17 protein-coding genes are annotated in these 24,062 nt (G+C 69.4%); 8 read left to right on the forward strand and 9 right to left on the reverse strand.

Annotated elements, in window-relative coordinates; all coding sequences use genetic code 11:
- Positions 1–9: 9 nt before the first annotated feature.
- The gene (locus ACZ45Z_RS18245; RefSeq protein ID WP_468363127.1) at positions 10–1,341 is read left to right on the forward strand and encodes an MFS transporter; all 1,332 of its coding nucleotides are present in this window, start codon (positions 10–12) and stop codon (positions 1,339–1,341) included.
- A 244-nt stretch (positions 1,342–1,585) separates the two neighbouring features.
- On the opposite strand, the gene ACZ45Z_RS18250 is transcribed toward ACZ45Z_RS18245, so the two are convergent.
- The gene (locus ACZ45Z_RS18250) at positions 1,586–2,629 is read right to left on the reverse strand and encodes a P-loop NTPase family protein (protein ID WP_468363129.1); all 1,044 of its coding nucleotides are present in this window, start codon (positions 2,627–2,629) and stop codon (positions 1,586–1,588) included.
- A gap of 275 nt (positions 2,630–2,904) precedes the next feature.
- On the opposite strand from ACZ45Z_RS18250, the gene ACZ45Z_RS18255 reads away from it, so the two are divergent.
- Positions 2,905–3,747, forward strand: coding sequence for an SAM-dependent methyltransferase (locus ACZ45Z_RS18255; protein ID WP_468363131.1), 843 nt, complete (start codon positions 2,905–2,907; stop codon positions 3,745–3,747).
- Positions 3,748–4,340: 593 nt separating this feature from the next.
- Positions 4,341–5,699, forward strand: coding sequence for a hypothetical protein (locus ACZ45Z_RS18260; protein ID WP_468363132.1), 1,359 nt, complete (start codon positions 4,341–4,343; stop codon positions 5,697–5,699).
- 366 nt (positions 5,700–6,065) lie between these two features.
- Here the strand turns inward: ACZ45Z_RS18260 and ACZ45Z_RS18265 are convergent, their stop codons facing one another.
- Both ACZ45Z_RS18265 and ACZ45Z_RS18270 read right to left on the reverse strand, forming a co-directional pair.
- Positions 6,066–6,605, reverse strand: a complete 540-nt coding sequence (locus ACZ45Z_RS18265) for a WD40 repeat domain-containing protein (RefSeq protein WP_468363134.1) — start codon at positions 6,603–6,605, stop codon at positions 6,066–6,068.
- 132 nt (positions 6,606–6,737) lie between these two features.
- Positions 6,738–7,328, reverse strand: a complete 591-nt coding sequence (locus tag ACZ45Z_RS18270; RefSeq protein ID WP_468363136.1) for an isochorismatase family protein — start codon at positions 7,326–7,328, stop codon at positions 6,738–6,740.
- An 834-nt stretch (positions 7,329–8,162) separates the two neighbouring features.
- Between ACZ45Z_RS18270 and ACZ45Z_RS18275 the strand changes: the two genes are divergently transcribed.
- Positions 8,163–9,152 carry a hypothetical protein gene (locus tag ACZ45Z_RS18275; protein ID WP_468363138.1) on the forward strand — a complete coding sequence of 330 codons (990 nt, stop codon included), beginning with the start codon at positions 8,163–8,165 and terminating at the stop codon, positions 9,150–9,152.
- A gap of 40 nt (positions 9,153–9,192) precedes the next feature.
- Positions 9,193–10,197, forward strand: a complete 1,005-nt coding sequence (locus ACZ45Z_RS18280) for a TauD/TfdA family dioxygenase (RefSeq protein ID WP_468363140.1) — start codon at positions 9,193–9,195, stop codon at positions 10,195–10,197.
- 255 nt (positions 10,198–10,452) lie between these two features.
- On the opposite strand, the gene ACZ45Z_RS18285 is transcribed toward ACZ45Z_RS18280, so the two are convergent.
- A complete protein-coding gene (locus ACZ45Z_RS18285) occupies positions 10,453–14,244 on the reverse strand; it encodes an nSTAND1 domain-containing NTPase (RefSeq protein WP_468363142.1) in 3,792 nt (1,263 codons plus the stop codon).
- A gap of 261 nt (positions 14,245–14,505) precedes the next feature.
- On the opposite strand from ACZ45Z_RS18285, the gene ACZ45Z_RS18290 reads away from it, so the two are divergent.
- Positions 14,506–14,955: a hypothetical protein gene (locus ACZ45Z_RS18290; protein ID WP_468363144.1), complete on the forward strand. Its 450-nt coding sequence runs from the start codon at positions 14,506–14,508 to the stop codon at positions 14,953–14,955.
- A gap of 657 nt (positions 14,956–15,612) precedes the next feature.
- On the forward strand, positions 15,613–18,129 hold the full coding sequence (locus ACZ45Z_RS18295) for a SpoIIE family protein phosphatase (protein ID WP_468363146.1): 2,517 nt from the start codon (positions 15,613–15,615) through the stop codon (positions 18,127–18,129).
- Positions 18,130–18,560: 431 nt separating this feature from the next.
- Here the strand turns inward: ACZ45Z_RS18295 and ACZ45Z_RS18300 are convergent, their stop codons facing one another.
- The 4 genes from ACZ45Z_RS18300 to ACZ45Z_RS18315 all read right to left on the reverse strand — a co-directional run bounded on the left by ACZ45Z_RS18300 (position 18,561) and on the right by ACZ45Z_RS18315 (position 22,591).
- Positions 18,561–19,598, reverse strand: coding sequence for a hypothetical protein (locus ACZ45Z_RS18300; RefSeq protein WP_468363148.1), 1,038 nt, complete (start codon positions 19,596–19,598; stop codon positions 18,561–18,563).
- A gap of 24 nt (positions 19,599–19,622) precedes the next feature.
- Positions 19,623–21,440, reverse strand: a complete 1,818-nt coding sequence (locus ACZ45Z_RS18305) for a DNA/RNA non-specific endonuclease (protein ID WP_468363150.1) — start codon at positions 21,438–21,440, stop codon at positions 19,623–19,625.
- Positions 21,437–22,237, reverse strand: a complete 801-nt coding sequence (locus tag ACZ45Z_RS18310) for a sensor domain-containing protein (RefSeq protein ID WP_468363152.1) — start codon at positions 22,235–22,237, stop codon at positions 21,437–21,439. Before ACZ45Z_RS18310 ends, ACZ45Z_RS18305 begins: the two co-directional genes overlap by 4 nt.
- A 165-nt stretch (positions 22,238–22,402) precedes the next feature.
- A complete protein-coding gene (locus ACZ45Z_RS18315; protein WP_468363154.1) occupies positions 22,403–22,591 on the reverse strand; it encodes a hypothetical protein in 189 nt (62 codons plus the stop codon).
- Positions 22,592–22,783: 192 nt separating this feature from the next.
- Between ACZ45Z_RS18315 and ACZ45Z_RS18320 the strand changes: the two genes are divergently transcribed.
- Entirely contained in the window at positions 22,784–23,074 is a 291-nt protein-coding gene (locus ACZ45Z_RS18320; RefSeq protein ID WP_468363156.1) for a hypothetical protein, read from the forward strand.
- Here the strand turns inward: ACZ45Z_RS18320 and ACZ45Z_RS18325 are convergent.
- The gene (locus tag ACZ45Z_RS18325) at positions 23,069–23,725 is read right to left on the reverse strand and encodes a hypothetical protein (protein WP_468363158.1); all 657 of its coding nucleotides are present in this window, start codon (positions 23,723–23,725) and stop codon (positions 23,069–23,071) included. The genes ACZ45Z_RS18320 and ACZ45Z_RS18325 overlap by 6 nt on opposite strands.
- Between the last annotated feature and the right edge of the window lie 337 nt (positions 23,726–24,062).

Here is a 24,062-nt window from a genome sequence, read left to right on the forward strand (position 1 = left end):
CTGTGCGTCATGCCGGCGAAGCGGAGGCTGTTGGCGTTGACGGTATTCGGTGCCAAAGGCAGAAGAAGCCGTAGCGGCGTGGGACCGGGGTATCTGCGCGTGGTGGTGGCTCTGTTGCGAAACCGGCCATACCGGCTGTACTGGGCGGGACAGGTGCTGTCGCAACTGGGCTCCGACATCTCCGTCGTCGCTCTTGCCTTCGCGGTATTCGCCGTCGGTGGCGGCCCCGGCAGCCTGGGTCTGGTGCTCGCTGCGCGGATGATTCCGCAGCCGCTGCTGGCGGTGGTCGGTGGCACCGCCGCCTATCGGACCTCGACGGAGCGCGTCATGGTGAGCGCGCACCTGGCCTCCGGGCTGGCGCAATCGGCGGCTGCGGTGCTTCTTCTCAGCGAAACCGCCCAGGTATGGCACCTGACTCTGCTGGCGCTCGTGACCGGTGCCGCCAATGGCTACTTCGTCCCGGCACAGCAGAGCGTCGTTCCGCAGATCGTCGAGCCTGAGCTGAGGCAACAGGCCAATGCCCTGGTCAGGTTTCCGCAGAACGCCTCGAAGATGGCGGGCCGCGCGGTCGGCGGTGTGGTGGTCGCTTTCGCGGGGCCCGGCTGGGCCATCGCCTGCGACGCGCTGAGCTTCTTCTGCGCGGCGCTACTCCTCTCGCGGGTCGGTGTTCCCCTGCTGCGGAAGGAAGGTGCCGAACAGACAAAGATTCTCAGTGATGTGATCGAAGGCTGGCGGGTCTTCAGGAGCCGACGGTGGCTGTGGGTGATGGTCCTGCAGAACGCCCTCACACTGATGTTGTGGCTGGCCAGCGTCCAGGTGATGGGTCCGGTCTACGCAACCGAGGAACTGGGCGGCCCACAGTCCTGGGGGCTGGCGGTCACCGCACTCGCAGCCGGACTGGCCGCGGGATCGGCGATGGCCATGGCGTGGCGCCCCCGCTATGCCGGTCTGCTCATCTGCGGATGCATGGCAACGATGGCACTTCCGATGACGGTGATGGCCTGGCACGGGCAACTGGCGGTCCTGTCCCTGGCCATGCTGATCGCGGGCGTCGGGGTGGATACAGCGATGGTGACCTGGACTTGCCTGATGCAGGAACGCATCCCCGTCGAACAGCTCAGCCGCGTCCTGTCCTTCTCGAACGTGGGCCCCTTGGTGCTGGTACCACTCGGGTACGTCCTTGTCGGCCCTGCCGTCCAAGCGGTAGGGCTGAGCACCGCACTGGGCCTCAGCGCGACCGTGATCCTCGCCGTGGCCGCCGCCCCACTGATGCTCAGCGACGTCCGCACTCTGTCCCGCCCGCGGGCCGAGATCCGAACCGGCGAGGCAGCGGTAGCGTGACCTCCGTGGCCAGGGATGGAGGGTGTGCACATCACTGGGCTCACCCCCGGGGGCCTGCCTGACCGCCAGGCCGCGTGGTCTGTTTCTGGCATCCGCGCCCCGTGCCGTCCGTGACGCGCCGGCCCCGTCCCCGAGCTTGCGAAGAAACTGGTCATCAAGACTGGGAACACCGGTCCCCACCAGCCCCTCACGCGGCAAGAAACGGGGTGTTTGACTACCGGAAAGCTATTTGACTACCGGAAAGCTAGTCGGCGGTCACCCCTGAGGGCAGGGCTGGGAGTCCGGCGCCGCAGACCAGGAACTCGCCCTCCGCGATGTCGTCTGGCGACAGCACCGGAAGGCCAGTAGCTTCGGTGGCTTCCCGAGTCTTGAGCGGGCAGTTGGCGATCAGGCCGCTGACGGCCAGGGGACGATTCCCCGCTTCAACGGCCATGCGGACCGCGGCTACGGCGCCCAGCGCGTCGTATGCCGTGATCACGAGGCCGTGGGCGATCCGAGGCAGATAGGGCAACAACCCGCGTGTTTCAGGCTGCAGCATTCCGTCGGCGAGTTCCAGTACGACGGCGTCGGTGCCTCGCTGCAGCAGCAAGCCATGCATCGACCGCACCAGGGCCCATAGATCGTCGAGAGGGTAGCCGTAGGTGTCAACCACACCAAATTCAAGGTGATCCAAACTCACCTGACCCCCGGCGTCTTCGAAGGCCCACCTGTCCCCGCGTCCGCCGTGACCGGTGACCTTGGCCGCCCCCACCCGCCGGCCGGCACGGCGCCAGCTACGGATCAGGGCAGCCGACACGGTCGTCTTGCCGCTGTCGGAGCCGGTACCCACGACAGCCACAGTGGGATTCGCACCAGGGCCTGCTGCCGATGCCGGGATCGGCCATGGCAGGGCGAAATCCGCTACCGACAGGATCTGCCCGTCCTCGGCGGACACGGAACCCAGTAACTCCACCTGAGTGGGCGCATCCCGGCCAAGAGCTGTGCCCACGACCGTACCGATCACACCGGTGGCACCCAGCAGGTGCCGTATCGTCCCGCTCCCTGGCAAACCCTCGCACATATTGGTGGCGTAACGTCCCCCGCACACCCCCACCACCACATCCCCGGCATACAGGCGCCTGCGACGACCACTCACGTCACCGATCCAGTCCTGCCACCCCACCTGGTCCACGCGCGCTGCCACCAGGTCACCAGGCATCAGCGCGTCGGACAGACCACCAAGACGACACAGAGTGCGATCCACCCGCCGGGTTCCGCTGCTCCACTTCGCCGAAGCCAAGTCGGTCATCAAGCCCCCTCTGCTCCCACGCCACCGCGGTCCCTCGCGTCGCCCGCACGGCGGGAGAAGAGAACACCGCACGCAGCACTACCCGGCAGGCAAGGACCGCAAGCGCGGGGACCGGCTATCAGACTCAGTGTCGAGGGCGCCCGAATAGGGCCTCCAGCGCGGAATGTGAGGCAGAGCCACTCCGGTGGCTTGTTTGCTCTCTGTGATGGGCGCGGTAAGCGGTGGGAAGGTGATCTTTGAACCGGATGAACAACTCCGAGCGAAGTGAGACATCCATGCCGTACGACAGTGCACCGACTCCTGAGGAGGCGGCGCGCGGCTACTACGACACCAATGACGTCGACGCCTTCTACGACGCCGTATGGGGCGGCGAGGACATCCACACCGGGGTCTACGCCCATGAGCACGAGGCCATCGCGGACGCTTCCCGGCGAACCGTCACACAGGTGGCGGACAAGGTGGGCGACATCCTGGGCCCAGGCAGCACGGTGCTGGACCTCGGGTCCGGATACGGCGGCCCGACCCGCTACCTGGCCGAACGCTTCGGCTGTCGCATCGTCGCCCTCAACATCAGCGAATCCCAAAACGAACGCCACCGCGCCACCAACGTCAAGCGGGGTCTGGACGGTCTTATTGAGGTCGTCACCGGATCTTTCCAAGACATCCCCTACACGGACCGCCGCTTCGACGTCGTATGGTCCCAGGAAGCCTTCTGCCACAGCGGCGACCGGACGCGCGTCCTCAGCGAAGCCGTACGCGTCCTCAAGCCGGACGGATCCTTGGTCTTCACCGACTTGATGGCCGCCGAGGACACCCCTGAGGAGGTACTCCACCCCGCCGTGTCCCGGCTGGGCGTGGACGCGCTCGCCACACCGGACTTCTACCGCCGCACACTCACCGCACTCGGCATGTCCCGCACCGACTTCGACGACCGCAGCAGCCAGTTGGTCCACCACTATGTGCGCCTCACCGAGGAGACACACAAGCGCGAGCGGGAACTGCGCGGCGTCATCAGTCCCGCCTACCTCGACAGCCTGCTCGGCAACCTTCCTCTCTGGGTGGACGCGGCCCGCCGCGAGCAACTGCGCTGGGGCATCTTCCACTGCCGCCGCGTCTGAGGTCAGCCACCAGGCACGAAGTCTCCTCCAGGAAGCACGAAGCCCTCCGGCGGGGGGGCCGGAGGGCGGATGCGTGGATGGCACGTGCGGTGACTTCGGATCAAGCCGCCGCAGCCCTACCGGTGGGACGCCTCACCAACCTACCGGCGGCCGACCGCAGCCGGCAGTCAAGACAGAGATCGGAAGTAGCGGCGGGAGTCGCGGCACCAGTCGTGATTGCCACGCATGATGGTGCGCATGCTCCGGACATAGCTCGCTCGGAAGCCCGGTACGCGCCGGCCACCGTCCGCGCCGGGACAGCGTGTCCTGATCGCTCGCGTCGCCGACCCGGCGAGCGCCCGCTCGGTGCCCCCAGCCGGCACCGCTCCGCCTGTGTCACCACGCCCGGCCCCGCAACCCACGAGTTGCGGGGCAGCCTTCGCCGTCCTCGTGGGACGCGACGGCTGGAACCGTCGAGGGCAAGAGGCACAGCCATGCCCGGCCGCCCAACGCGGGCCTTCCTCCTCAAGTGAAAGCAGAAGCTTGTCATGCCTGTACCCCATCCCTTCGATGACAGGCGTCGGGGTACCGGTCCGGTCCCCGGCGTATCAGCCATGTCCCCGACGGAGCACTACCGGGAGCTGTGCCGAAGAAAAGACTCGGGGCTGCTGCACTGTCTTGACGACGTCAAGGTCATCGCACCGTTCAGGGATGTCTTCCTTGACCGGCCGGTGTTCTGGCCGGCCTCGTTGATGACTGCGGCCGGTGAGGCCACGCAGGGCGTGTTGTCATTGCTGGAGCAGCTCCCCGGGCGGTGCTTCGGCGGCATCGCGGATTATCTGCAGGCGCAGGGGCATTCCGCCCGGGTTACGGACACGGTGCGCCGAGGCAGTACCGGCGAGTTTGCGCGCTACGTGCGGTCCGATGTCATTCCCACCGGCGACACCTTCAAGATGATCGAACTGAATTTGGGCAGTGAACTCGGTGGCAGCACCGAGTCACTGGTCAATCGAGGTCTGCTAGGCCAGCCCGCGTTCGCCGCGTTCGCCGATCAGCACCACCTGGCCTACACCGACACGATCGCCCTGCTGGTCGACCAGTTGCGCACGATCGCATCCCCCGTCGTCGGCGTGGACAACCCCACCGTCGCCTTGGTCGAGGAGAGCGGCGCCTCCTTCAAGAGCCGGCATCTGCACCTGTTGCGACCGGGCCTGGCCGCCCACGGCATGCGGGTGATGCACACCGACCTTGCCCACCTGACCTTCAGGGACGGAAAGGCCGTAGCTCACGGTGTGGTGATCGATGTGGTGATGCGCTACTTCTTCATGGACCACGTAGCGCACCACAAGTCCGACCAGGCCCAGCTCGAACGCCTGGTGGCTGCCCACCTGAGCGGCCGTACCGCATTGTTCGCCTCTCTGGACTCCTCCGTCCATGAGAGCAAGGCAACCTTCGGGCTCCTCTACGACGACAGAGTGCGCAGCCGGCTGACACCTGCCGAACTCGACCTGGTCGACACCGTTATCCCCTGGACGAGACTGCTGGGACCCGACTTCACCCTCGTCGATGACCAGCAGCGTCGAGCCCTGGTCGATCAGTGCATCGAGCGGCGCGCCGACCTGGTCCTCAAGCCCGCCATGGGGGCAAGCGGCTCCGGCGTCCTCATCGGGGCCGCCATGTCACAGGAATCCTGGGAACGCGCCGTGCGCGCCCGTGCCTGCGGCGCGGACGGCACCCGCGGTGACTACCTCGTTCAAGAACGCGTCCTCTCGACGGCCGAACCGGTCATCGAAGCGGAGACCGGGCGCCTGAGCCAGTGGCAGACCACCGTGGGCGTGTTCGCCGTCGGGCACTGCCACGGCGGAGCATTCGCCCGAGCCCTGCCCGCGCAGAACACCGGCGCAGTCATCGGCTGCCACGCCGGCACAGGCGGCACCAAAATCGCATCCGTCTTCACCCACCCTGACACATAGCCGAGTCGTGGCCTGCGGGGCGAGCACCTTCTCGGACACCCCGCAGCGGCCTGCGTGGCCCGCCGACGGGTGTTCGACCCCGAGGAGCAGCGTCGCCGCCGACTTGGTCGCGGCCCGCCAACGCCGGGACGACGTTGCGGGGCGCCGTCAGGGTGCCGGTAGTCACCATGGCGGAGGCGCGGGCGAGTTCTTCCAGGGCGTTGGATGCCTGTGTCGGCGGTCCAACCCCAACAAGCCCGACGCAGAACGGGATCAGCATCTCGTCTGGGCGGAGACTCGCTAACACCTGCCTGACTGATCTCGCGGACGGTCGGCTCGCCGCGGTGGAGCAGAAACAACGTCCGAAGGCTTTCCGCAGCCCGATCACTACGACAAGAGGCTGGCCAAGTCCCAGGCACGTATCACGCCGTCCCAGCCCGCACTCAGGGCGACTTCGCGGCCGTGGAGCACTGAGGTCCGCACTACCGCGACGCCGCCCCGATGGCCGGTGAGCGGGGAACCGATTCCCGCGCCCTCGCCCAGGTCCCAGACTCGTACGGTCGCGTCCGCACCCCCGGTTATCGCGAGGGAACGATTGCCGACCATGGCAGTGTCCATGGTGGAGATACCGCCCTCGTGACCGGTGATCGGATCGTAGATCGGCTCATCGCCCTCGTCGCCCGACAGCCCCCATACGTAAACCTCTCCCGGATCTGCAGCCGCCACTACGATCGGACGATCGGCGATGTGGGACACAGCGACCGCTTCGATGCTGCCGCCATCCGGATAAAACGAAGCCAGTTGCTCGTCCCCCGCCAGATCCCACACGCCCACGCTGCTACCGCCCGCCACGACCAGCGAGCGGCCGTCGATCCGTCCTGTGGCGACAGAGCAGATGCCGTGGATATCGCTGTCCGGTAGCTCCACCGGCGGCTCCGCGACGGCCAGCCCCCACACCAGGACTCCGGCATCCGAACCCGTCACAAACCTCGGTGACCCCTCCCCCTTCACGGTGCGTACATCGGCAATACCCGCCAACTACCGGGCTGTCAGTGGGAGTTATTGCCCGGGTGCAGTGCCGGAGACAGCGACGCCGGCCTGGTGGAAGTCGTCGAGGGCTGCGGCCGTGGTGTGCTGGGCGACGCCGACGGTGTAGTCGAGGCGTACGCGTGCCCGGAATCCCGCCGCGACTGCGTCCAGCGCGGTCGCCCGGACACAGTGGTCCGTGGCGATGCCCACCACGTCGACGTCCTCCACCCCGCGGGCACTGAGCCAGTCGGCCAGGGAGGTGCCCTCTTCGTCTGCTCCTTCGAAGCCGCTCTTGGAGGCACTGTGCGCGCCCTTGAAGAAGACGGCGTCGACCTTCCCGCCGGTCACGGCAGGGGCGAAGCCGGGATGGAATTCGCTTCCCTCGCCTCCTGCCACGCAGTGGACGGGGAAGCTGTCCTGGAAGTCGGGCGTGTCGGAGAAGTGGCCGCCTGGGTCGATGTGGTGGTCACGGGTGGCAACGATGTACCGGTAGTCGCTACCCGCGCTCTGCTCGACCAGGTCGGCGATCGCCGTCGCGATCCGAGCACCTCCCTTGACGGGAACACTCCCTCCTTCGCAGAAGTCCTTCTGCACATCCACGACGATCAAGCCTCGGCTCATCATGAACTCCCTTCGGTACGACTTCGGTACGGCGGAACGACCCCCGTGTTCTATCGGGCCTGATCGCCTCCGCCGGAGATATAGCGGTCTGCGCTCACCCGCACGGCCGAGGACATTCACCGCAGGAACGGTTCGAGCCGGGCGCGCATCCCGTTGCCATCGAAGGCAACGAAGTGCGGGCGGCTGCTGGCTTGGGGTGTGGTGCCACCCGCATCACACGTCTCGTTCGGGCCGTCCTTTGTCTGCATCTGGCCAGCTCAGGCTGAGGGATGTCCTGGCCTTCTTCGGCGTACGCGGCCACGGAGGTGCAGGGGTGTCATCGGCCGCTCCACCCGGGTGCCTGCGGCGGCGTCCGCTCCTACGCCGGGGCCCTCGGCGCACCACCCTCAACCTCACCGGGCGGGTGAGGCCGACGGGCCGTACCGCAACGCGGTCGACCTGCTCGCTTCCCGGTTCTGATCCGGGACCCGGCTGCGTAGTCATGGCGGCCGCGCGCCACCTGTCGCCCAGCAAGCGGGCGTTAGCCCACCGGCCGGACCGCATCCGCCCCCTCCCCCGGCCGAGACTTTTCTACCCTCGCGGGGGCAGGCCGAGCACAGACTTGCCGCTGTTGACCTCGCTGGCCAAATCCCCTCCCCCGCACGGCGATGCTCTCGTAGATCAAGGTTTCGGGTGGAGTGTTCTTGGCGAAGTACTCCGACTATGGGCTTATCACCGGTTACCGGTCATCCTGCTGTCGCTGTCTTCCGTGACCCTCGAGGCGGGCGGCCCGTCCCGGTGCTGGGCCCGCGGGTCGATGCTGAGGCGCAGCGGGCCGCGCGCGCACTGGCCGGGGTGGCGACCCATGACAGACCTGTCGAGCGGGCCCTCGCGCTGCGACAGGCAGCCGCGGCTGCCAGCGGGTTGGTGGCCTCGCTGTCGGAGCTGGCGCCGGCCGTGGCCGGTGAGGGACTGCCGGCGGAGTCGACCAGTCAGTCCTACTTCCGGGTCCGTGAGGGAGAGCTGTCGGATCAACAGGCCGCTCTGCACGGCGTCCTGGTCATCCAGCGCGGTCTGGAGGATCTGTGTGAGGCGCCTCTGTCGGGTGCCGACCTGGCGTTGGAGGTGGCCGGGATGCGTCAGGCGGTGGTCGACCTCACCGGCGCAGCGCCGAGCGCCGCCGACCGTGATTCCGTCCCGCCGGTGGCCGTCCCCGAGCAGAGTGCGGGGGCGCCGTTGGACAGCGTGTGGAGCGCCCGGTGGCTCATCGGTCACCAGGTCCATGTCCTGTTCAACGTGTGCGCCGCGGTCGCCGTGGCCGACGCCGCCGGCCATCTGCAGCGTGGCGACAGGGATGCCGCGCTGCTGCGGCTGGCAGATGCCACGGTGTATGTGCGTGGCTTCCCGGCAGCGATGGCTCACGCCAGTACGATCCCGGCCGATTACTACATGTCGGCGATACGCCAGACCATGGCGCCTCCGTCGGTCGACATCCCGTTGAGCGGGCGCCAGCATCGCGGATACAAGCTGTTCCGGGCGGCGATGAGGGACCTGCTGTCCGTGGTTCCCGACTCCTACGAACACGTGGCGGCTCGCACTCCGGAGCTGGCCGAGGCGCGGGGCGCTCTTCTGGAAGCCGACATCATCGATGGTGAACGACACGTCACCCTCGCATACTCGATGGTGCATCTGGACCGCTCCATCGCTCAAAAGCCCGAAGCGCCCGACAACGCCGTCGCCGAACTACGGCTTATGCGCCACCGCCGCGCCGCCCAGTACGCCTCCCTGATCCGCTTTGGGGACCACTACGTCGCCGACGCCGTGGCCGGGCTGCGCCACTCGTGAGTCCGCGCGTCCGCAGCCCACACCCCGGCAGGAGACCTTGATGCCCGAGACGACGCCCGACACCATCCAAAGCACCGTCGTCGCCCGCCGGGAACTCGATCCGGCCGATGCCGACGCGTGCCAGCGGCTGGCCCGCACCCTGTGCACCGACGGGCACGACCAGGTCGACAGCCCCCAGTGGGTGGCACGGGCCCGGGATGCCTGGGAAGACCTTCCACTACACCTGCGCCGCGAGGTGCGCCGGTTCAAGCGGCACTCCGGCCCGCACGGCACACTGGTGATCAGCGGCCTGCCCGTCGATCAGGCGGCCCTGCCCGCGACACCGACCGCACCCGGCTCGGTCCAACGCCAGGCCACCATCTCGGCCGCGGTACTCACCATGGTGGCCTGCGGGCTCGGGGAGCCTCTCGCCTACTCGGCTGAGAAATCCGGCGCCCTCGTGCAGGACGTGGTGCCCGTGCCCGGGCAGGAGACCTTCCACGGCAACACCGGATCGGCGCCGTTGTCCTTCCACACCGAGAACGGTTTCCACCCCCACCCACCCGACTATGTGCTCTTCCTGTGCCTGCGCGCCGACCACGACCGGATCGCCGGCATGCGCATCGCCGGCATCCGCCAAGCACTGCCGCACCTCACCCCAGCCAGCCGCCAGGCCCTGTTCACACCGGAGTTCCTCACCACACCACCTCCCTCCTTCGGCTCCGACGCCACCAGTGAGCCAGATCGCATGCCCCGACCGGTGCTGTCGGGCGCAGTCGAGGATCCCGACATACGCATGGCCCAACTCGTCACCACCCCGCTCACCCCCCGGGCCGCTGCGGCGTTGACCGAATTCGGCCGCGCCTGCGAGGCGACAGCCTGCACCCTGCGCCTGAAACCCGGCGACCTGGTCATCCTCGACAACCGCGTCACCGTCCACGGCCGCACCGCCTTCCACCCCCGCTACGACGGAGCGGACCGCTGGCTGCAACGCACCTACGTCATCACCGACCTGCGCCGCTCCCGCGACCACCGCGCCCACGACGGCCACATACTCACCCGGTGACAGTCCGCGGAAAGGAAGAGGTTCTGTTGGCGCGGTCCGTGCCCGCTGTTGTTCGGTCCAGGTGATGTGAAGGCAAACTCGTTGCCCGCGTGTTTGACAACGGTCGCGGTCGGTCCACCGGACTGTCCCGGCGAACGGTGCAGCCGAGGCACTGGTTGAGCGCCAGGGCCTCGGCCACCACTCCTCAGGGGCCTCCTCCACCCGCAGCCGGTACGGGGCCACCGCCGGAGCGTCCCAGCGGCTTAGGCGACCGCTTCAGCAGATGTCGCGGTACGGCACCTCCGGGATGTACGCCTCCCAGTCGGTGCGGGACAGGCCGCCGCCCGCGCGCTTGCAGACGGTGTCGGTGGCGCGGTCAGGGCCGATGGCGTAGGTCCTGAGGGGGACGTGCGCACCGGCCACCAGCAGGGTCCGGTCGTCCTTGCTGAACGCGACGGCCTGGACGGGGTCGCCCGCGGTGGGCAGCGGGCCGCCAAGGGGGCGGCCGGAGTCGGCGTCCCACAGCCGTACCGTGCCGTTTTCGCCGCCGACGGCCAGGATGGTGCCGTCGTGTGAGTAGGCGAGGGTGGTGACCCGCTTCTCCTCGTGGCCCAGACCCGAGTACGTCCCGGCGAGCGAGCCCATACGCCGCCTGGCCTCGCCGTCGTACAGGGTCACCCGGCCGGAGCCCTCGCCCACGGCCAGCCGACTGCCGTCGGGGCTGTAGCCGAGTGAGGCGACCTCGATCTGTCCACCGATGCCGTCCTCGATCAGGCGTCCCGATGGCAGGGCGAAACCCATCCCGTAGGTAGTGGCGAGCCACCGCCCGTCGGGCCGCACCGCCATGCCACCGCCCCCAGTAACCGACCAGCCGCCGGCGTTGCTGTTCCCGGTGTCCGTCTCGGCCGGTCGTACCACTCTGGTGCGGCGGGCAATGTCCCACTTCTGCAGGGCGGGTTCACTGCCCGGCTGGAGGGTGAACAGGAATGCGCCGTCGGGGCTCAGCGCGATCGAGCTGACCGCTCCCGGCTCGTCCTGCGAGGTGATCACGAGGTCCGCGCGCTCATGGTTGGCGCGCAGATCCCACACCCTGACGCGCTGCGGGCGCTCCAGGCTCGCCACCTCGTCCTGCACACTGACCCCGTAGGCCAAGGTCTGCCCGTCGGCACTGAACGCCATGTGTACCCAGCACGACTCGCCCTTCTTCATCGGGTGGTCGGCCCTCTCGCAGTCGGCCGACGGCAGTACGGCCGTCCGGCCCCCGCCGTCGGTGGGGCGCACCTCGAACCGCGTCCGTGCGCCGTCGCGGCGGGCCGTGACGAGCAGGTGTCCGTCAGGGCTGAACGCGGCTCCCTCGGGGGAGACGTCGTGCCATGGGGAGGCGGTGGCATCGCCCACGGACAGGGTCCGTACAGGGCCGACCGCGATGCCGTTCCTCTCCTGGTAGCGGATCACCCCGTCCAGATCCAGTCGGAGGTCCGAGGCGTCCTCGCCGCCCAGGCGGTGCCGGTAGACCAGGTCATACGAGTCGGGGAGGATCCGCCACAGTCTGATCTCCTCCTCGTCCATGGCTGCGAGGAACCGCCCGTCACGGCTGAACGCGACGGGCTGCATCGATCCGACGTAGGCGATCCGGGGCAGTTCCTTCCCTGACCTCAGGTCCCAACTGCGCACGCCTTGTTCGGCTTCGACGCTGACGACCACCAGCCTGCGGCCCTGCGGATCGAAGCGCAGTTCCGTCGCCCCGTCGGTGCGGTCACCGCCCACCCCGCAGGCGGCGTGCGACAACGCCGCCGAGCGGAGCGTGCGTAACCGACGTCGCGCCCCGACGTCCCACACCTCCAGGGAGGGTCCCACGCACAGCGCCACCAACCGGTCGTCCGGGCTGACGGCCGACGTCTGGATGTCTTCACCCGCACGCTGGAACACAACGCGGCTTCGCCGCACATCCCATAGCTGGACCGACCTGTTGCCCTCCACAAGGATCGTGCGGCCGCTCGGGGCGAAGGAGGCCGCGTGACCGAACGAACCATACGCACCAGGCAAACCGAAGGGCGGGCCGACCGGCTGTCCGGAGGCGAGGTCACGGAACCGCAACCGATCGCCCGCGTACATCAACAGCCGCCGCCCGTCCGGGGAGAAGTCCAACACACTCTCGTTGTCGGGCACCCGGAACCGGCCTGACGGCCGGTGGCCCACCAGATCCCAGCCTCGTACTCGATCGTCTGCGGCCGCCACCAGGGTCCGTCCGTCGGCGCTCAGCCACACCTCATCATCGGTACCCACGCCAGGCACCGCGAACGAGTCCTGCTCGCGCTGCGTCACCGCGCCCAGCAGCGCCGCCCGCGCCTCCACCGTGTGGCTGATCCCCCACGCCGCCGCGCTCAGCCGCATCGCCGTCGCCGGATCCGTGGCGCGCATGTTTTCCGCGATCGACGCGATGCGGCGGGAGGTGGCCTCCGCGCGGCGCCGGTCGCCCTCCCGGTTCTGCTGCCATGCCACCGTGCCCGCCACCAAGGACAGCACCACAAGAACGGCCACGACGGCCGCCAGGCTCCGCCGGCGTCGGCGTTCGCGCGCACGCGCGGTCCGGCCGGCGGCCAGGAACGCGGTCTCCGCCGCGGTGAGTTCGTCCGCCGCCGCACCGGAGCCGAACGCCTCCTCGGCCTCGGCCAGACGGAGTCCCCGGTACAGGGATCCGGAGTCCTTGCCCAGCTCCTCCCACGTTCGCGCGTCCTGTCTGAGCCGACCGTGGAGGAGCAACCGCTCCCGGTTCTCCTCAAGCCAGCCGCGCAGGCGGGGCCAGGCCGTGATCAGCGCCTCGTGCGCGAGATCGACGGTGTCCTCATCGAGAGTGACCAGCCGGGCGCGCGCCAGCCGGTCCAGGACCGTGCCGGTCTCCCCCGCACCGGCGGCCGGGCCCTCCAGGGCGGAGCGGTCCACCGGACAGCGGGTGTCCGGGGCACCCTGGCCGGGGGTGATCAGTCGCAGCAGGAGCCTCCGGGCGACGACGCGCTGATCCGGCGAGAGTGCGCCGTACAGGTGCTCCGCGGTCTGGGCGATGGCACCGTGCAGACCTCCCGCACCCTCGTAGGCCCCCATCGTCAGGGTGCGGCCACGGCGCCGGCGCCAAGTCTCCAGCAGCGCGTGGGAGAGCAGCGGCAGCCCGCCGGGCTCGTCGGCCACCTCCTCGACGAGTCGGGCCGTCAAGGCCCGCTCCACGATCAGCCCCCGCGTGGTGGCGGGTTTGACGATGGCCTCCCGCAGTTCCTCGGGGGTCATCGGGCCGATCGGCACGCTCGCCCGGCGCATCACCGGGACGAGCCCCGGGTGCTGCAGACAGCGGCCGTAGAAGTCGGCCCTGACCCCCAGCACCGCGCGCAGTCGACTGTCCGGGTCGTCCGCGCGCAGCAACAACTCGATGAACTCGGCACGCTCCCGGGAGTCCCGGCAGAGGGTGAACACCTCCTCGAACTGGTCGACGACCAACCAGGTGTCCGCGCTTCCCCCGGCGGGCGTGAGCACATCGCGATGGGTGCGGATGGGGTGCTCCCCGGGCGTGAGGACTCGCAGTGCGGCCGGGCGCAGGACGGGATCCGGCGTGCGCTGGAGGAGGGGGATCAATCCGGCGCGCAGCAGGGAGGACTTGCCGCTTCCGGAGGGGCCGACGAGGGCGGCGCACCGGTGCGTGCGCAGCACGTCACTCAGATCGTCCACGAGCCGCTCGCGGCCGAAGAAGCGTGCGTGGTCGGCCGCCTCGAAGCGCGCCAGGCCCTGGTACGGCGCCTCCCCCTCCTCGTCCGGCCCCGACGCGAGCCGCTCGGCGTCCTCGCGCGCGGCCTCTTCCCAGCGCCGCTCCCACGAGGCGGTATCGGCACCGCAGGCCGTCACATACGCCAGGAGAACCGGGAGCGACGGCAGCTTCTCACCGGCCGCCGCCTGGGAGAGCACGGTGACCGAGTACCCGGCGCGCTGCGCCATCGCCCGATACGACAGCCCGCCGGCCTCCTGCCGCAGTGTGCGCAGCTCGAACGCGAAACGCTGGACCGGTCCCGCCGCCGGATCCACCGGCTTCTCCCTGCGCCCCACCCGCCCCCCCAGATGATCTCCGGCATCAACCTACGGAACGCCCCCCCACGGCGAAAAGGGAGATCCCGGCCAACCGGCCGCCGCGCGCTCGCCGCAGACGCACCCGGGCGCCTCGTCGACGGGATTGTTCGGCGCTCGGAGCAGGGCTGACGAACAATCCGCGAGCCGGTGAAGTCGTCCACGGATGCCCCGACGGCATCCGTCATCGAGCACCAGAAATCGAGCACCAGAAGGAGAACTGTGCTTACACGTACGAAGTTCACCACCGCGCTCGCGGCAGGCGTCCTCGCCGCCGGGCTCCTCGGCGGGGCCACCGCGACCGCCACCGCCACACCGTCCGAGCGCCCGAACGTCGCGACGTCCCCGCCGGCGGGAGACGTGTCGGCTGCCGCCGCCTCCTGCATCGGCGGCGCATGGAAGTACGACGGAACGAAATATGCCCCCATGGGCGACGGCTACTACGTGACGACCAACCGGTGTGCGGACATCCAGGTCAAGCCGGACCGGGATACGAAGATGATGCTGTGCTACCTGAAGAACCGGAACCCGCAAGACGAAGTCTGCAAGAGCTGGGTCACGGCAAAGGCCGGCAGGTGGACCGTTCTCGGGACGGGCTTCAACGACGGCGCCTATTTCTACCTCGACTTCCCCGACTCCAACGCCCACAAGACAGGTCTGGTTGCTGCCTGACCGGCTTCACGGCTGCCCCCGCCTCACTGATGGGCGGGGGCAGCGTTATGCGTGGAGGACGGCAGACCGCCTTGCAGTTCCAGGTGTTCCCGCGCGGGCGTCAGCAGCACTCTCTGAGCTCAGCGGACAGCGTCTCCTCACGTTGGGGTCGGCGCCGACCTCCCGGAGGAGAATCGACCGGCCTGCCGGGAGACTCGACACCACAGAGCGAAGGAAGGCCCCACCCCGGGCAGCCCCGGCTCCCCCGAGGCGACCAGGCCGGGCCCGAAAATCAGTACTGGAGCTGCGGTGTGCCTGGACAGCCACGCCCGGCAACGCCGAAGCTGACCGCGGACGTCTTTCGGGGCTACACGGGCCCGGTCGGGGACCAACAGGGGCAGGTGGAGCCCCAGGGCGCGGGTGACTGTCGGTTGTGGCGGGTCTTCCCTACCCAGACGGTAGGCGTGCTCCGTATTCCGGGTATGGCGCAACGGAACCGGGACATCGGCCGCATCCGACGCCTTGGACGCATCGAACGCATCGAACGCATCGGACGCAGGCCGGGCGGAGCCATAGCCGGGTCGCGGCAAACGGTGACCAAACGTTGCGGTCTGTGATCGGTGCGTCCCGCTGGGTTGCCGCCTTGGGCCGGTGGGCCGACCCGCGCACACTGGAACTATGCGCGAAATGATCGTCGGCGAGACGGCGGAGCGTGAGGATCTGCTCGCGGCAGCCGCCGTCGAAGCCGTCGAAGGAACCGGCGCTTACGCGGGGAGCGCGTTTCTCCGCTCCCGCGACCGCCGGTCGCTCGTTCTCGCCGCGACGTGCGGGGTGCCACCCTCCCTGCTCGGTGGCTGGCGCCTGATTCCGGTGAGCAGCCCCATCCCGGTCGCCGAGGCGTACAGCTCCGGGCGCACGATCCACCTGGCCGACGCGGACGAGACGATGCGCCGGTACTCGCAGCTCGCGGTGGCTCTGCCGTACGCCTTCGGCTCCTGCTCCGTGCCGGTGGCCGCGGGCGGGGAGACCTTCGGGGCTCTGGCGATCGTCTGGGCGGCGTCACCCGGCAGCGAGGGGCTGTCCGAGGACCAACGCCGCCACGTGCGGAGCGTCGCCGACCGGCTCGGTGACTCCCTCGCCGCCCTCCGCACCCGCACCGGTGATCCCGTCGAGTGCGACCCGCAGACGATTCCCGTCGAGACCCCGGCCCCCTCGGCACCGGCCGTGCGAGCCGGCCTGTTCGACTGGGACCTCGTCACCGGCACCTTCACCGTCGACGACGAGCTCTGCGCGATCTTCGGTCTCGACCCCCTCGCCTTCGACGGACGAGCGGAAACACTTACTTCGTGCCTGCACCCCGGCGACCGCGCCGCCCTTCGGACGACCGCCCGCGCGGCAGCCGCCGAGGGCCGGGTCAACGCGCAGCGCCTGCGCATACGGGAACGCGCAGACAGCGGCGAGGGGTATCGCACGGTCGAGATGTGGGGCCGCGTACCGGAGGGCAACGACGCACGGGCGCGTACCCACCTGGTCGGCACGGTCGTCGACGCGCAGGCCGGCAGCGCGGCCGTCGCCGCGGTCGAACGGCTGCGAGACGGGCTGTTCTCCCTCGCCCCCGACGGGCGGGTCACCTACGCCAACCACAGCACCCTGCGGCTGCTGGGCGTGCGCGGCGACGAGTTGCTGGGCCAGTTCCTCTCGGAGGTGCTGCCGTGGCTGTCCGATCCCGACGTCGAGTACCAGCACCGGTCCGCGATGATCTCGCAGGCGCCGGTCTCCTTCCTGGCCTGCCGACCGCCCGACCAGTGGCTCGCCTTCTCCCTCGATCCGGAAGGGGACGGAGTAACCGGCCGAGTGGTGCCCTGCGGCGCTCCCCCCTCGCCCTCGACGCCATCCGCCTCCTCGACCGAGACGGCGACCGCTGCCACACCGGCGCGCCTGGGCGTCATGTACCACGTCCTGCAACTGGGCAGCGCGCTGACCGAGGCGGTCACCGCCCGCGAAGTCTGCGAAGTGGTCTCCGACCAGCTCCTACCGGCCTTCGGAGGCCAGCAGCTAGCGATCTACGTGGTGCGCGACGGAACCATGCACCTGCTCTTTCACACCGGCCACCACGCGGACTTCCTCGACTGGTTGGAGGGCATACCACTGCATGCGAGGCTGCCTGGTACGGAAACCCTGACCTCCGGTGCGCCGCTCTTCATCGAGTCGCAGCAGGACCTCTCCAAGGGCTACCCGGGCATCCCCACGGGCGAGGTGAGCTCCTGGGCGTATCTGCCGCTGATCGCCTCCGGCCGCCCTGTCGGCACCTGCGTCCTCGGCTTCGACGAGGCCCACCCCTTCACCGAGAAGGACCGCGGTGTCCTCACCGCACTCGCCGGGCTGATCGCCCAGGCCCTGGAACGAGCGCGGATGTACGACTCGGAGTTCGCCCTCGCGCGCGGCCTGCAGCGGGCGCTCCTGCCGCACCGGCTGCCAGTAACCCCCGGCATCCGCACCGTCGCGCGCTATCTGCCCGGCACCAGCGGAATGGACATCGGCGGCGACTGGTACGACGTCATCCCCACCGGTAGTGGGATCTCCCTCGTCATCGGAGACGTGGAGGGCCACAGCATCGCCGCCGCGGCCACCATGGCCCAGATGCGCAGCGCCGTACGGGCCTTCGCGGCAGTGGGCCATACGCCCGGCGATGTGATGGCGGGCGTCAACCGAACCCTCATCGACCTCGACCCCGGGCTGCTGGCCAGCTCCTGCTACATCCACCTCGAGCCCCCCGGCCACCACGCCTACGCCGTCACCGCCGGTCACCCCCCGCCCCTGCTCCGCCGTCCCGACGGGACGACCGACGCCCTCGAACTGGACGTCGGCCCACTGCTCGGCGTGGATCGCGCAAGCGCCTATCCAGCAACCCGGATCGACCTCCCCTCAGGATCGATCCTCGCCCTCTACACCGACGGGCTGGTCGAAGAACGCGACGCCGACATCGACGTGGGGATCGACCGCCTGAGAACATCCCTGGCCCACGCCCCTGCGGACTCACTGGACGAAATCGCCGACCGGCTCCTGTCCAACGCCCGAGGCTCCTCGCACCGAGCCGACGACATCGCCCTGCTGCTCACCAAGTACGGTTCCGGCCACGGCGCTGAGGTGACACCTGATCGCGGTGTCACTCTCACCGACTCGGCAAAACGCTGAGGCCAACGCTCAACTCGCCTGCGGCGATGATCGGCGTCCACAGCAAGCAAGACCACAGCCAGCAAGACCTATGAGCGCGAGATCAGCGCCCAGGGGCAGAGTCAGGCAGTCGGTGATGCGGACGTCGCCTGGCGGTGCCTAGCCTTGACGAGGGTGGTCCATCCGGAACAGCCGCGTGTATAGCGACGCGATTCGATCCGGTACGGGAGAGGAGGGGCCTCCGTATGTCCCACGAGCCCGGCAGGAATGACCCGCAGGAGCGCCGTGCCCGAGCTGCCGCGATGCGTGCGCAGGCGGCGCGGGAGGAGCGGCGGCGGCGCGTGCTGCCCGGGCCGGCCGAATGGCTGCGCAAGGAGCTGGTCGGGCGGAGGTCGAGCTGGAGCGGCTGGAGATCGCCGAGCAGGTGTGTGGCAGCCACTGCTTTGCCGCCGCTACTGCAACAGCGCGGCGTGCGGATGCTCCGGCGACGCCGGACAGGCGTAGATCTGCTGGTGGTAGCCGCCGGCGAGGGAGACCATGGTCGGTGTCGCCGGATCGGGGTAGGCGGTGGGCGAAGCGGCGGCCGCCTGGTCCTCGTACGGGACCCAGCCGAGGCGGTCCGGATCCCATTCGCTTGAGGCGACGGTCAGCATCGGCTGCATCCGGCTACCGCAGACGGCGCAGTACTGGGGATGGGGATCGGTGACACTCCACGGCGCCCAGCCCCCGGCCTTCCAACCGGGCGCGACGGACAACTCGCGGTCGTAGAAGGCATCCTCGGCTCCGTCGTCAAGGCCGTCCGGCTCAGCGCCGGCCTTCTGGCGCGCACTCCACTCCTTCATCCGCTCACGCAGCTCCTCGTCCAGCTCCATGGCCGCGGGGTACTCGATGACCTGTTCCGGGTGGAGGAGGCAGGGCTCGGGTACGTAGTCGCCGTACTGGACCGCTGCCGGCTCCGGGGGCGGCGTGAGGATGTCGGCGACCTCAGTGGCGGCGCGCCAGACCAGCGCGGCCCTGGGCATGTTCTCTTCCTCATGGTCGAAGGGGCACCACAGCACCTGAAGCAGATCCGCCTCCCCGGGCGGGCGCATGGCGGGCACGTCGCGCACATACAACTGGGCGAGGGCCAGCATGGCGATCGGCCCGGTGGGGGCCGGGCTGCCGGCCTTGATCCGGTCGACCTCGGCCTGCTCCATGGGGGTGTACGGCGGGCCGCCCGGCGGACGGGTCCGGGCGGCCGCTTGGATCCGTCGCAGCAGCCGCACATCCGCCGGGGACCGCGCCGGCAGCAGGGTCGACACCTGGTGCGGGCCGTCGCAGTGGGGCCACGGCTCGCCGGCCGGCCACAGCAGCGGCCCGCCGACCGAGCTGTCCCGGGGGGACGGCGACCCGGGGCGCGGGTGCAACCGGGTCGCCGTCCGGGCCAGCGGGGCCAGCTCGGGGAAGACGGCGGCGATGTCGGCAGACCGTGACGGAGTGGTGCGGGCCACATCAGCCTCCTGGCGGTGCGGGGTTCAGTTTCCCAGGTTGGGTCCGCCGACGCGCGCGACGTTCATGAGAGCGACCGTGTAGAAGACCGGCCATGACGAACCATCAGGCCGCTGGACCGTGGCACTCATCGTGACGGCCTTGGGGATCGTACTGGTGGCGTCCTGGTATTCGGGCGTCACCACGTAGTACACCGCCTCTCCCGCTCCCACGGGGAGGGCCTCCACGGCTTCCTGGACGATCACTTCGTAAGTCCGCATGCTGCCCCGTGTGGTGTTCAGCCCGACCTGCCAGCACGGGAAGAGGTTCGCCCAGTACTTCTTGTTGCTGCCCTTCCCACCGAGCTTCTTGGCGATCAGGTGGCAGCGAGCGAGGTTGGCACCAGGAGCCTGTATCTTCGCGTCCCGATAACCGGTGATATTGCCACTGGCCTCGGTCCCATCCTTCGCCAGGGGATTTGTCAGACATGCCTGGGCCGGGCCGGACCGGGTGCCGGCCCGGCCCCGCGGGGTGGTCTTCTTGTTGCGCTCCGGCACCGGCTGGGTGGTGTTGAGGATCCATCCGCCGCCGCTGGTGTCCGCCGAGCCCGGCTTCTTGGTCAAGCAGGCGGCCTTGCCCCTGGAGGACGGAGACGGGGACGGTGTACTGCCGCCGGGCGAGGGGGAGACCGGCGCCTGCGGGACGGCGATGACCTGGTCGATGACCATCTTCCTACCGCCGACCGTGACGGTGGCTTGGCCCCCGCGCTTGATTGCGGCGACGAAGGCCGCTTGCCCCGCAGGGACGGCCCCAGGCGTTCGGACCTGCAGTGCCGTGTAGTTCCCGTTCGGTTTGCGGACCAGCCCGTCATAGGTGCCGACCGGGCTGCCGAGCTGCGCTGCCTGAGAAGCGGGGAGGGAACTGACGGCACTGGGCGACAGGTACGCCGTGCCTGGCTGCATGTCCACCGTGGTGCCGCTCTGCCTCGCGTACGCCTCCAGCGCGGAGCTTTGCGGCTGCCTCGACGGCATGTCGCTGCCGCCGGCGTCGATCCCGTGGTCCGCGGACTGGTCGGTCTGCCGTGGCGGGTTGGCCGCGTCCCCGCCCTGGTCCATCGCCGCCCCCGCGTCCGGCGGATTGTCTGCGAGGCTCTGCATGGCCTCAGCTATCTGCTGGAGCAGCTCCTGGCCCCGGGACTTCAGCTCCTGCTCCTTGCTGCGCAGCGCGCTCACCTGGTTGTCGTGCGCCGAGGTGGCGGAGGAGAGCCGCTGCTTCTCGCTGCTGAGCTTGGCCTTCTCCCCGTCGAGCTGGGCCTTCCTGCTCTGGAGGGCGCTCTTCCTGGCCTCGAGCTGGGCCTTCTCGGCGTTCAGCCCGTTCGCCTCCCTGGCGTACGCGGCGGCCGCGGCGGCCTGCCTGGGCAGTTGGAAAGTCCTCGGCTTGCTGTTGTGGGCTGCGATCCTGGCTCTCAGGGCCTGCGAGCGCGAATTGAAGTCGCCGACCTCCTTGCCGACGGCGGCGTCTTTGCTGTTGTACGCGGCGGCGTGCTGGTTGTAGGCAGCAGACTCCTTGGTGATCGCCTCTGCTTCCGCGATCAACTTCTGTGCCTGTTCCGCTATTTCTGCTTCCCGGCGGTTGTACTCCTCGACCTGCTGGACAAGGGTCGCCGATGCGGCGCCGATGTCCGAGGGTGGAGCCAGGGCCGTAACGGCGCCGGGCCGGGCCGCGACAGCCGGAGCGCTGGTGGCCGCGCTCGCCCGCGCTCCCGGGTTCCCGATCGGCGCCAATACCGTCACCAGGAGCAGGCAGGCGACGCGCAGTGCGCTTCGCCGGACGCGAGCGGTCGTCTTCCGCGCTGACCTGGTCATCCGTTCACCTTTCTGGTGAGCGCGTCAGCGAGCTTCGCGGCGGTCGGCTGGCCGTTGCCGCCCTGGCAGACGGCGACCTGGAGGAGGGTGGCTCCCTTCAGGCGCGCTTGGTGGTAACAGGCCCATCCCGCGCCGGAGTCCTGCGTCGCGGCCCAGGCCACGGCGACCGAGGTGGGCGGCTCGCTGGTGTAGGCCCACTTCGAGGTGCGCCCGGCCTGGTCGGTACGAGTGGAGGACGGGCACCGGGCGAGACCGGCGGAGAGGGTCTTGAAGGCCGCGCCGGCCTTACCGCTGTCGGGGAATACCCCGACGACCTGGTTCACGGTGTAGGAACCCGTGCCGGCAGTGTCTTCGTAGGTGGCCGACAGGAAGGCACTCCAGGCATGCCCGTAGACGGACTGGGTCGCCGGCCCGACCGCCACGGCGCATTGCGACGGAGAAGCCGTGATCGGGGCGTGCGGCTGATCGGAACGGGGGCCGGAGACCACTGTCGTCCTGGCCAGTTGGCTGACCCTGTCGGGGGTGAGGAGATCCGCTTGGACTGTCCCCTCGACCAGGTGCAGAGGGATCGCCTTCGGCTGGTGCGGCCAGAGTGCCCACCCCAGTCCAGCCGACAACAGACAGGCCACCGCCCCGAGCGCCAGCCATCGGCGACGCCCCGTCGGCAACCGCCGACGCGGCCCATCGGGCGGCCACTGCCGCCCCAACCTCGTATCGGTACTGAGGGCCCCGCCCGGACCGCCCTCTCCCAAGCCCAGCCTGTCGCTCGACTTGGCCGCGTCCAAGTCACCAGACATCTTCAACCCCCGTGTAGTCACCCGTCCGTGGACACTCACGAGTCCCCTGGGTGAGACGTGCCCTGCATCAGACGCCTCTGACGCTAGCCACGGCCGATGAAATCCCGCTGACACAGCAATGAATCCGCTGATGGGAGGGCATCGGCGTGCCGCTGGTGGCGATATTCACGGGTCGTGAAGCCGGTGGCCGAGGTCGACTTCGGCGATGTGACCGTCCAGCTCGCTGGCGAGCTTGTGACCTGCTGCTTGTTCTCCTGCTACTTGTTCTCCTTCCGCTTGTCCTAATCGGGCAAGGCCGTCCATCGCGTCTTCGCGTCCTGCGGCCAGGAAGCCTTCTTCGAAGGGCACGTCCATGCACTCCGCACGCTGGGCGGGGGCCCACGGAGCAAGGGCCGCTACGACAACCTGAAGGCCGCCGTCGCCCGGGTGCTGGGTCTGAGCCGGTCAAGGGTGGAAGCCGACCGGTGGATCGCGTTCGGATCACCTTTCGGGATCGAGAGCTTCTAATGCCGGCCCGGCATCGAGGGCGCCCACGAGAAGGGCGGAGTGGACGGACAGATCGGCTGCTTCCGCCGCCACCACTTCGCCCCGGCCCCCGAAGTCGGCTCACTGGCCGAGCTGAACGAGCTGGTCGATCAGTGGGATCTGCACGACGGGCGGCGCCGGATCGGTTCACGGCCGCGGACCATCGACGAGTACTTCGAAACCGAGTGGCTGATGGCCGAGTGCGATGACCGCGCCGGGTTGCCGGTTGGGACGGGTGGCCCGGTGTGCTCTCGCCGCCGTAGGGGCACCATCATCAGCCTGGAGGCGGCTGAGGCCGATCCGCTCCTATGACCGCGGTGTGCTGTCCGAGCGCCACCTGGTGAGACGAGGGTGCCCCGGCAGTTCGGCGCGGCCGGTGGCCCACAACAGGGTGAGCCAGGGATCCGCGCCGCCCGGAGCCTCTGGAAACAGACGGGCGAGCACCCGCGAGCAGAGAGCGGAGGGCGGTGTCCAGGCAAGCCCGAAGCCTTCCGCCAGATCGTGCATGTGTACCAGCGTCTCTTGCAGCGCCAGCGCCGCGAAGCCTTCGGGGTCCGACACCCCGGCGGCGTGGTGGGCGCGGACCCGGGGCGGCGTGGTACGCACCATGGCGACCAGCAGCGCGCCGCACGCCTCCAGCACCTGCAGCAGGCCGGCCGGACCCGCGTCACGGTCCGCGTAGAGGAAGACCGTGGGTCCGTCCGGCCTCTTCTGGCTCAACGCGATGGGCACATGGGTGTCCAGCGGTGGGCTCTGCGGCCCCAACTGCACGGCGTAGTAGAACAGGTCGTTGGCGAGGTGCTCTGCGGTCTCCCAGCAGTCCCACTCCAGCGAACCGGCCTTACCGCCCCACCCCTCCGGGGGTGCGTCCCGAAGGACGCCCACGGCGAGCCGCACGGCAAGGTCGACGTCGTCCGCGGTGACGGAAGACAAGACTGATCCGGTTTCGCTTGATCGCGACATGGCAGCACCGTATCGCGAGGGAAGAGGGCACCCCTTCCAGCTAGTGCGCTGTCCGTGAGGGTGCGGCCGACAGTCACGGACAACGCACCAGCCGCCGAAGGACAGCCGGCCACTTCTCCAGTCTCATGGGGAGTTGGCCGGCGGCCCATAGGAGCAAAGCACGGCCTGCAACTCGTCGGGGATGACAGGCCCTTGGTCACGAACGGGCTGGCCGACTTCGGATGGCCAACTGGGACGAACGCGTTCAACGAAGTCTGCCGATGTCCACGAAGATCCCGATCGCACCGGGCCGGGGAACTTCCACCACGGTGCCCTCGAAGACCCGCCCGAAGCACAG

This window comes from Streptomyces sp. NPDC031210 (genome assembly GCF_055570395.1).

What these genes read in the sequence shown, in the direction of transcription:
- ACZ45Z_RS18250 (WP_468363129.1), bottom strand. Translation starts at nt 2,629, where the DNA reads ATGACCGACTTGGCTTCGGCGAAGTGGAGCAGCGGAACCCGGCGGGTG.
- ACZ45Z_RS18310 (WP_468363152.1), bottom strand. Translation starts at nt 22,237, where the DNA reads ATGTCTGGTGACTTGGACGCGGCCAAGTCGAGCGACAGGCTGGGCTTG.
- ACZ45Z_RS18255 (WP_468363131.1), top strand. Translation starts at nt 2,905, where the DNA reads ATGCCGTACGACAGTGCACCGACTCCTGAGGAGGCGGCGCGCGGCTAC.
- ACZ45Z_RS18270 (WP_468363136.1), bottom strand. Translation starts at nt 7,328, where the DNA reads ATGAGCCGAGGCTTGATCGTCGTGGATGTGCAGAAGGACTTCTGCGAA.
- ACZ45Z_RS18305 (WP_468363150.1), bottom strand. Translation starts at nt 21,440, where the DNA reads ATGACCAGGTCAGCGCGGAAGACGACCGCTCGCGTCCGGCGAAGCGCA.
- ACZ45Z_RS18315 (WP_468363154.1), bottom strand. Translation starts at nt 22,591, where the DNA reads ATGGACGTGCCCTTCGAAGAAGGCTTCCTGGCCGCAGGACGCGAAGAC.
- ACZ45Z_RS18245 (WP_468363127.1), top strand. Translation starts at nt 10, where the DNA reads ATGCCGGCGAAGCGGAGGCTGTTGGCGTTGACGGTATTCGGTGCCAAA.
- ACZ45Z_RS18280 (WP_468363140.1), top strand. Translation starts at nt 9,193, where the DNA reads ATGCCCGAGACGACGCCCGACACCATCCAAAGCACCGTCGTCGCCCGC.
- ACZ45Z_RS18325 (WP_468363158.1), bottom strand. Translation starts at nt 23,725, where the DNA reads ATGTCGCGATCAAGCGAAACCGGATCAGTCTTGTCTTCCGTCACCGCG.
- ACZ45Z_RS18295 (WP_468363146.1), top strand. Translation starts at nt 15,613, where the DNA reads ATGCGCGAAATGATCGTCGGCGAGACGGCGGAGCGTGAGGATCTGCTC.
- ACZ45Z_RS18260 (WP_468363132.1), top strand. Translation starts at nt 4,341, where the DNA reads ATGTCCCCGACGGAGCACTACCGGGAGCTGTGCCGAAGAAAAGACTCG.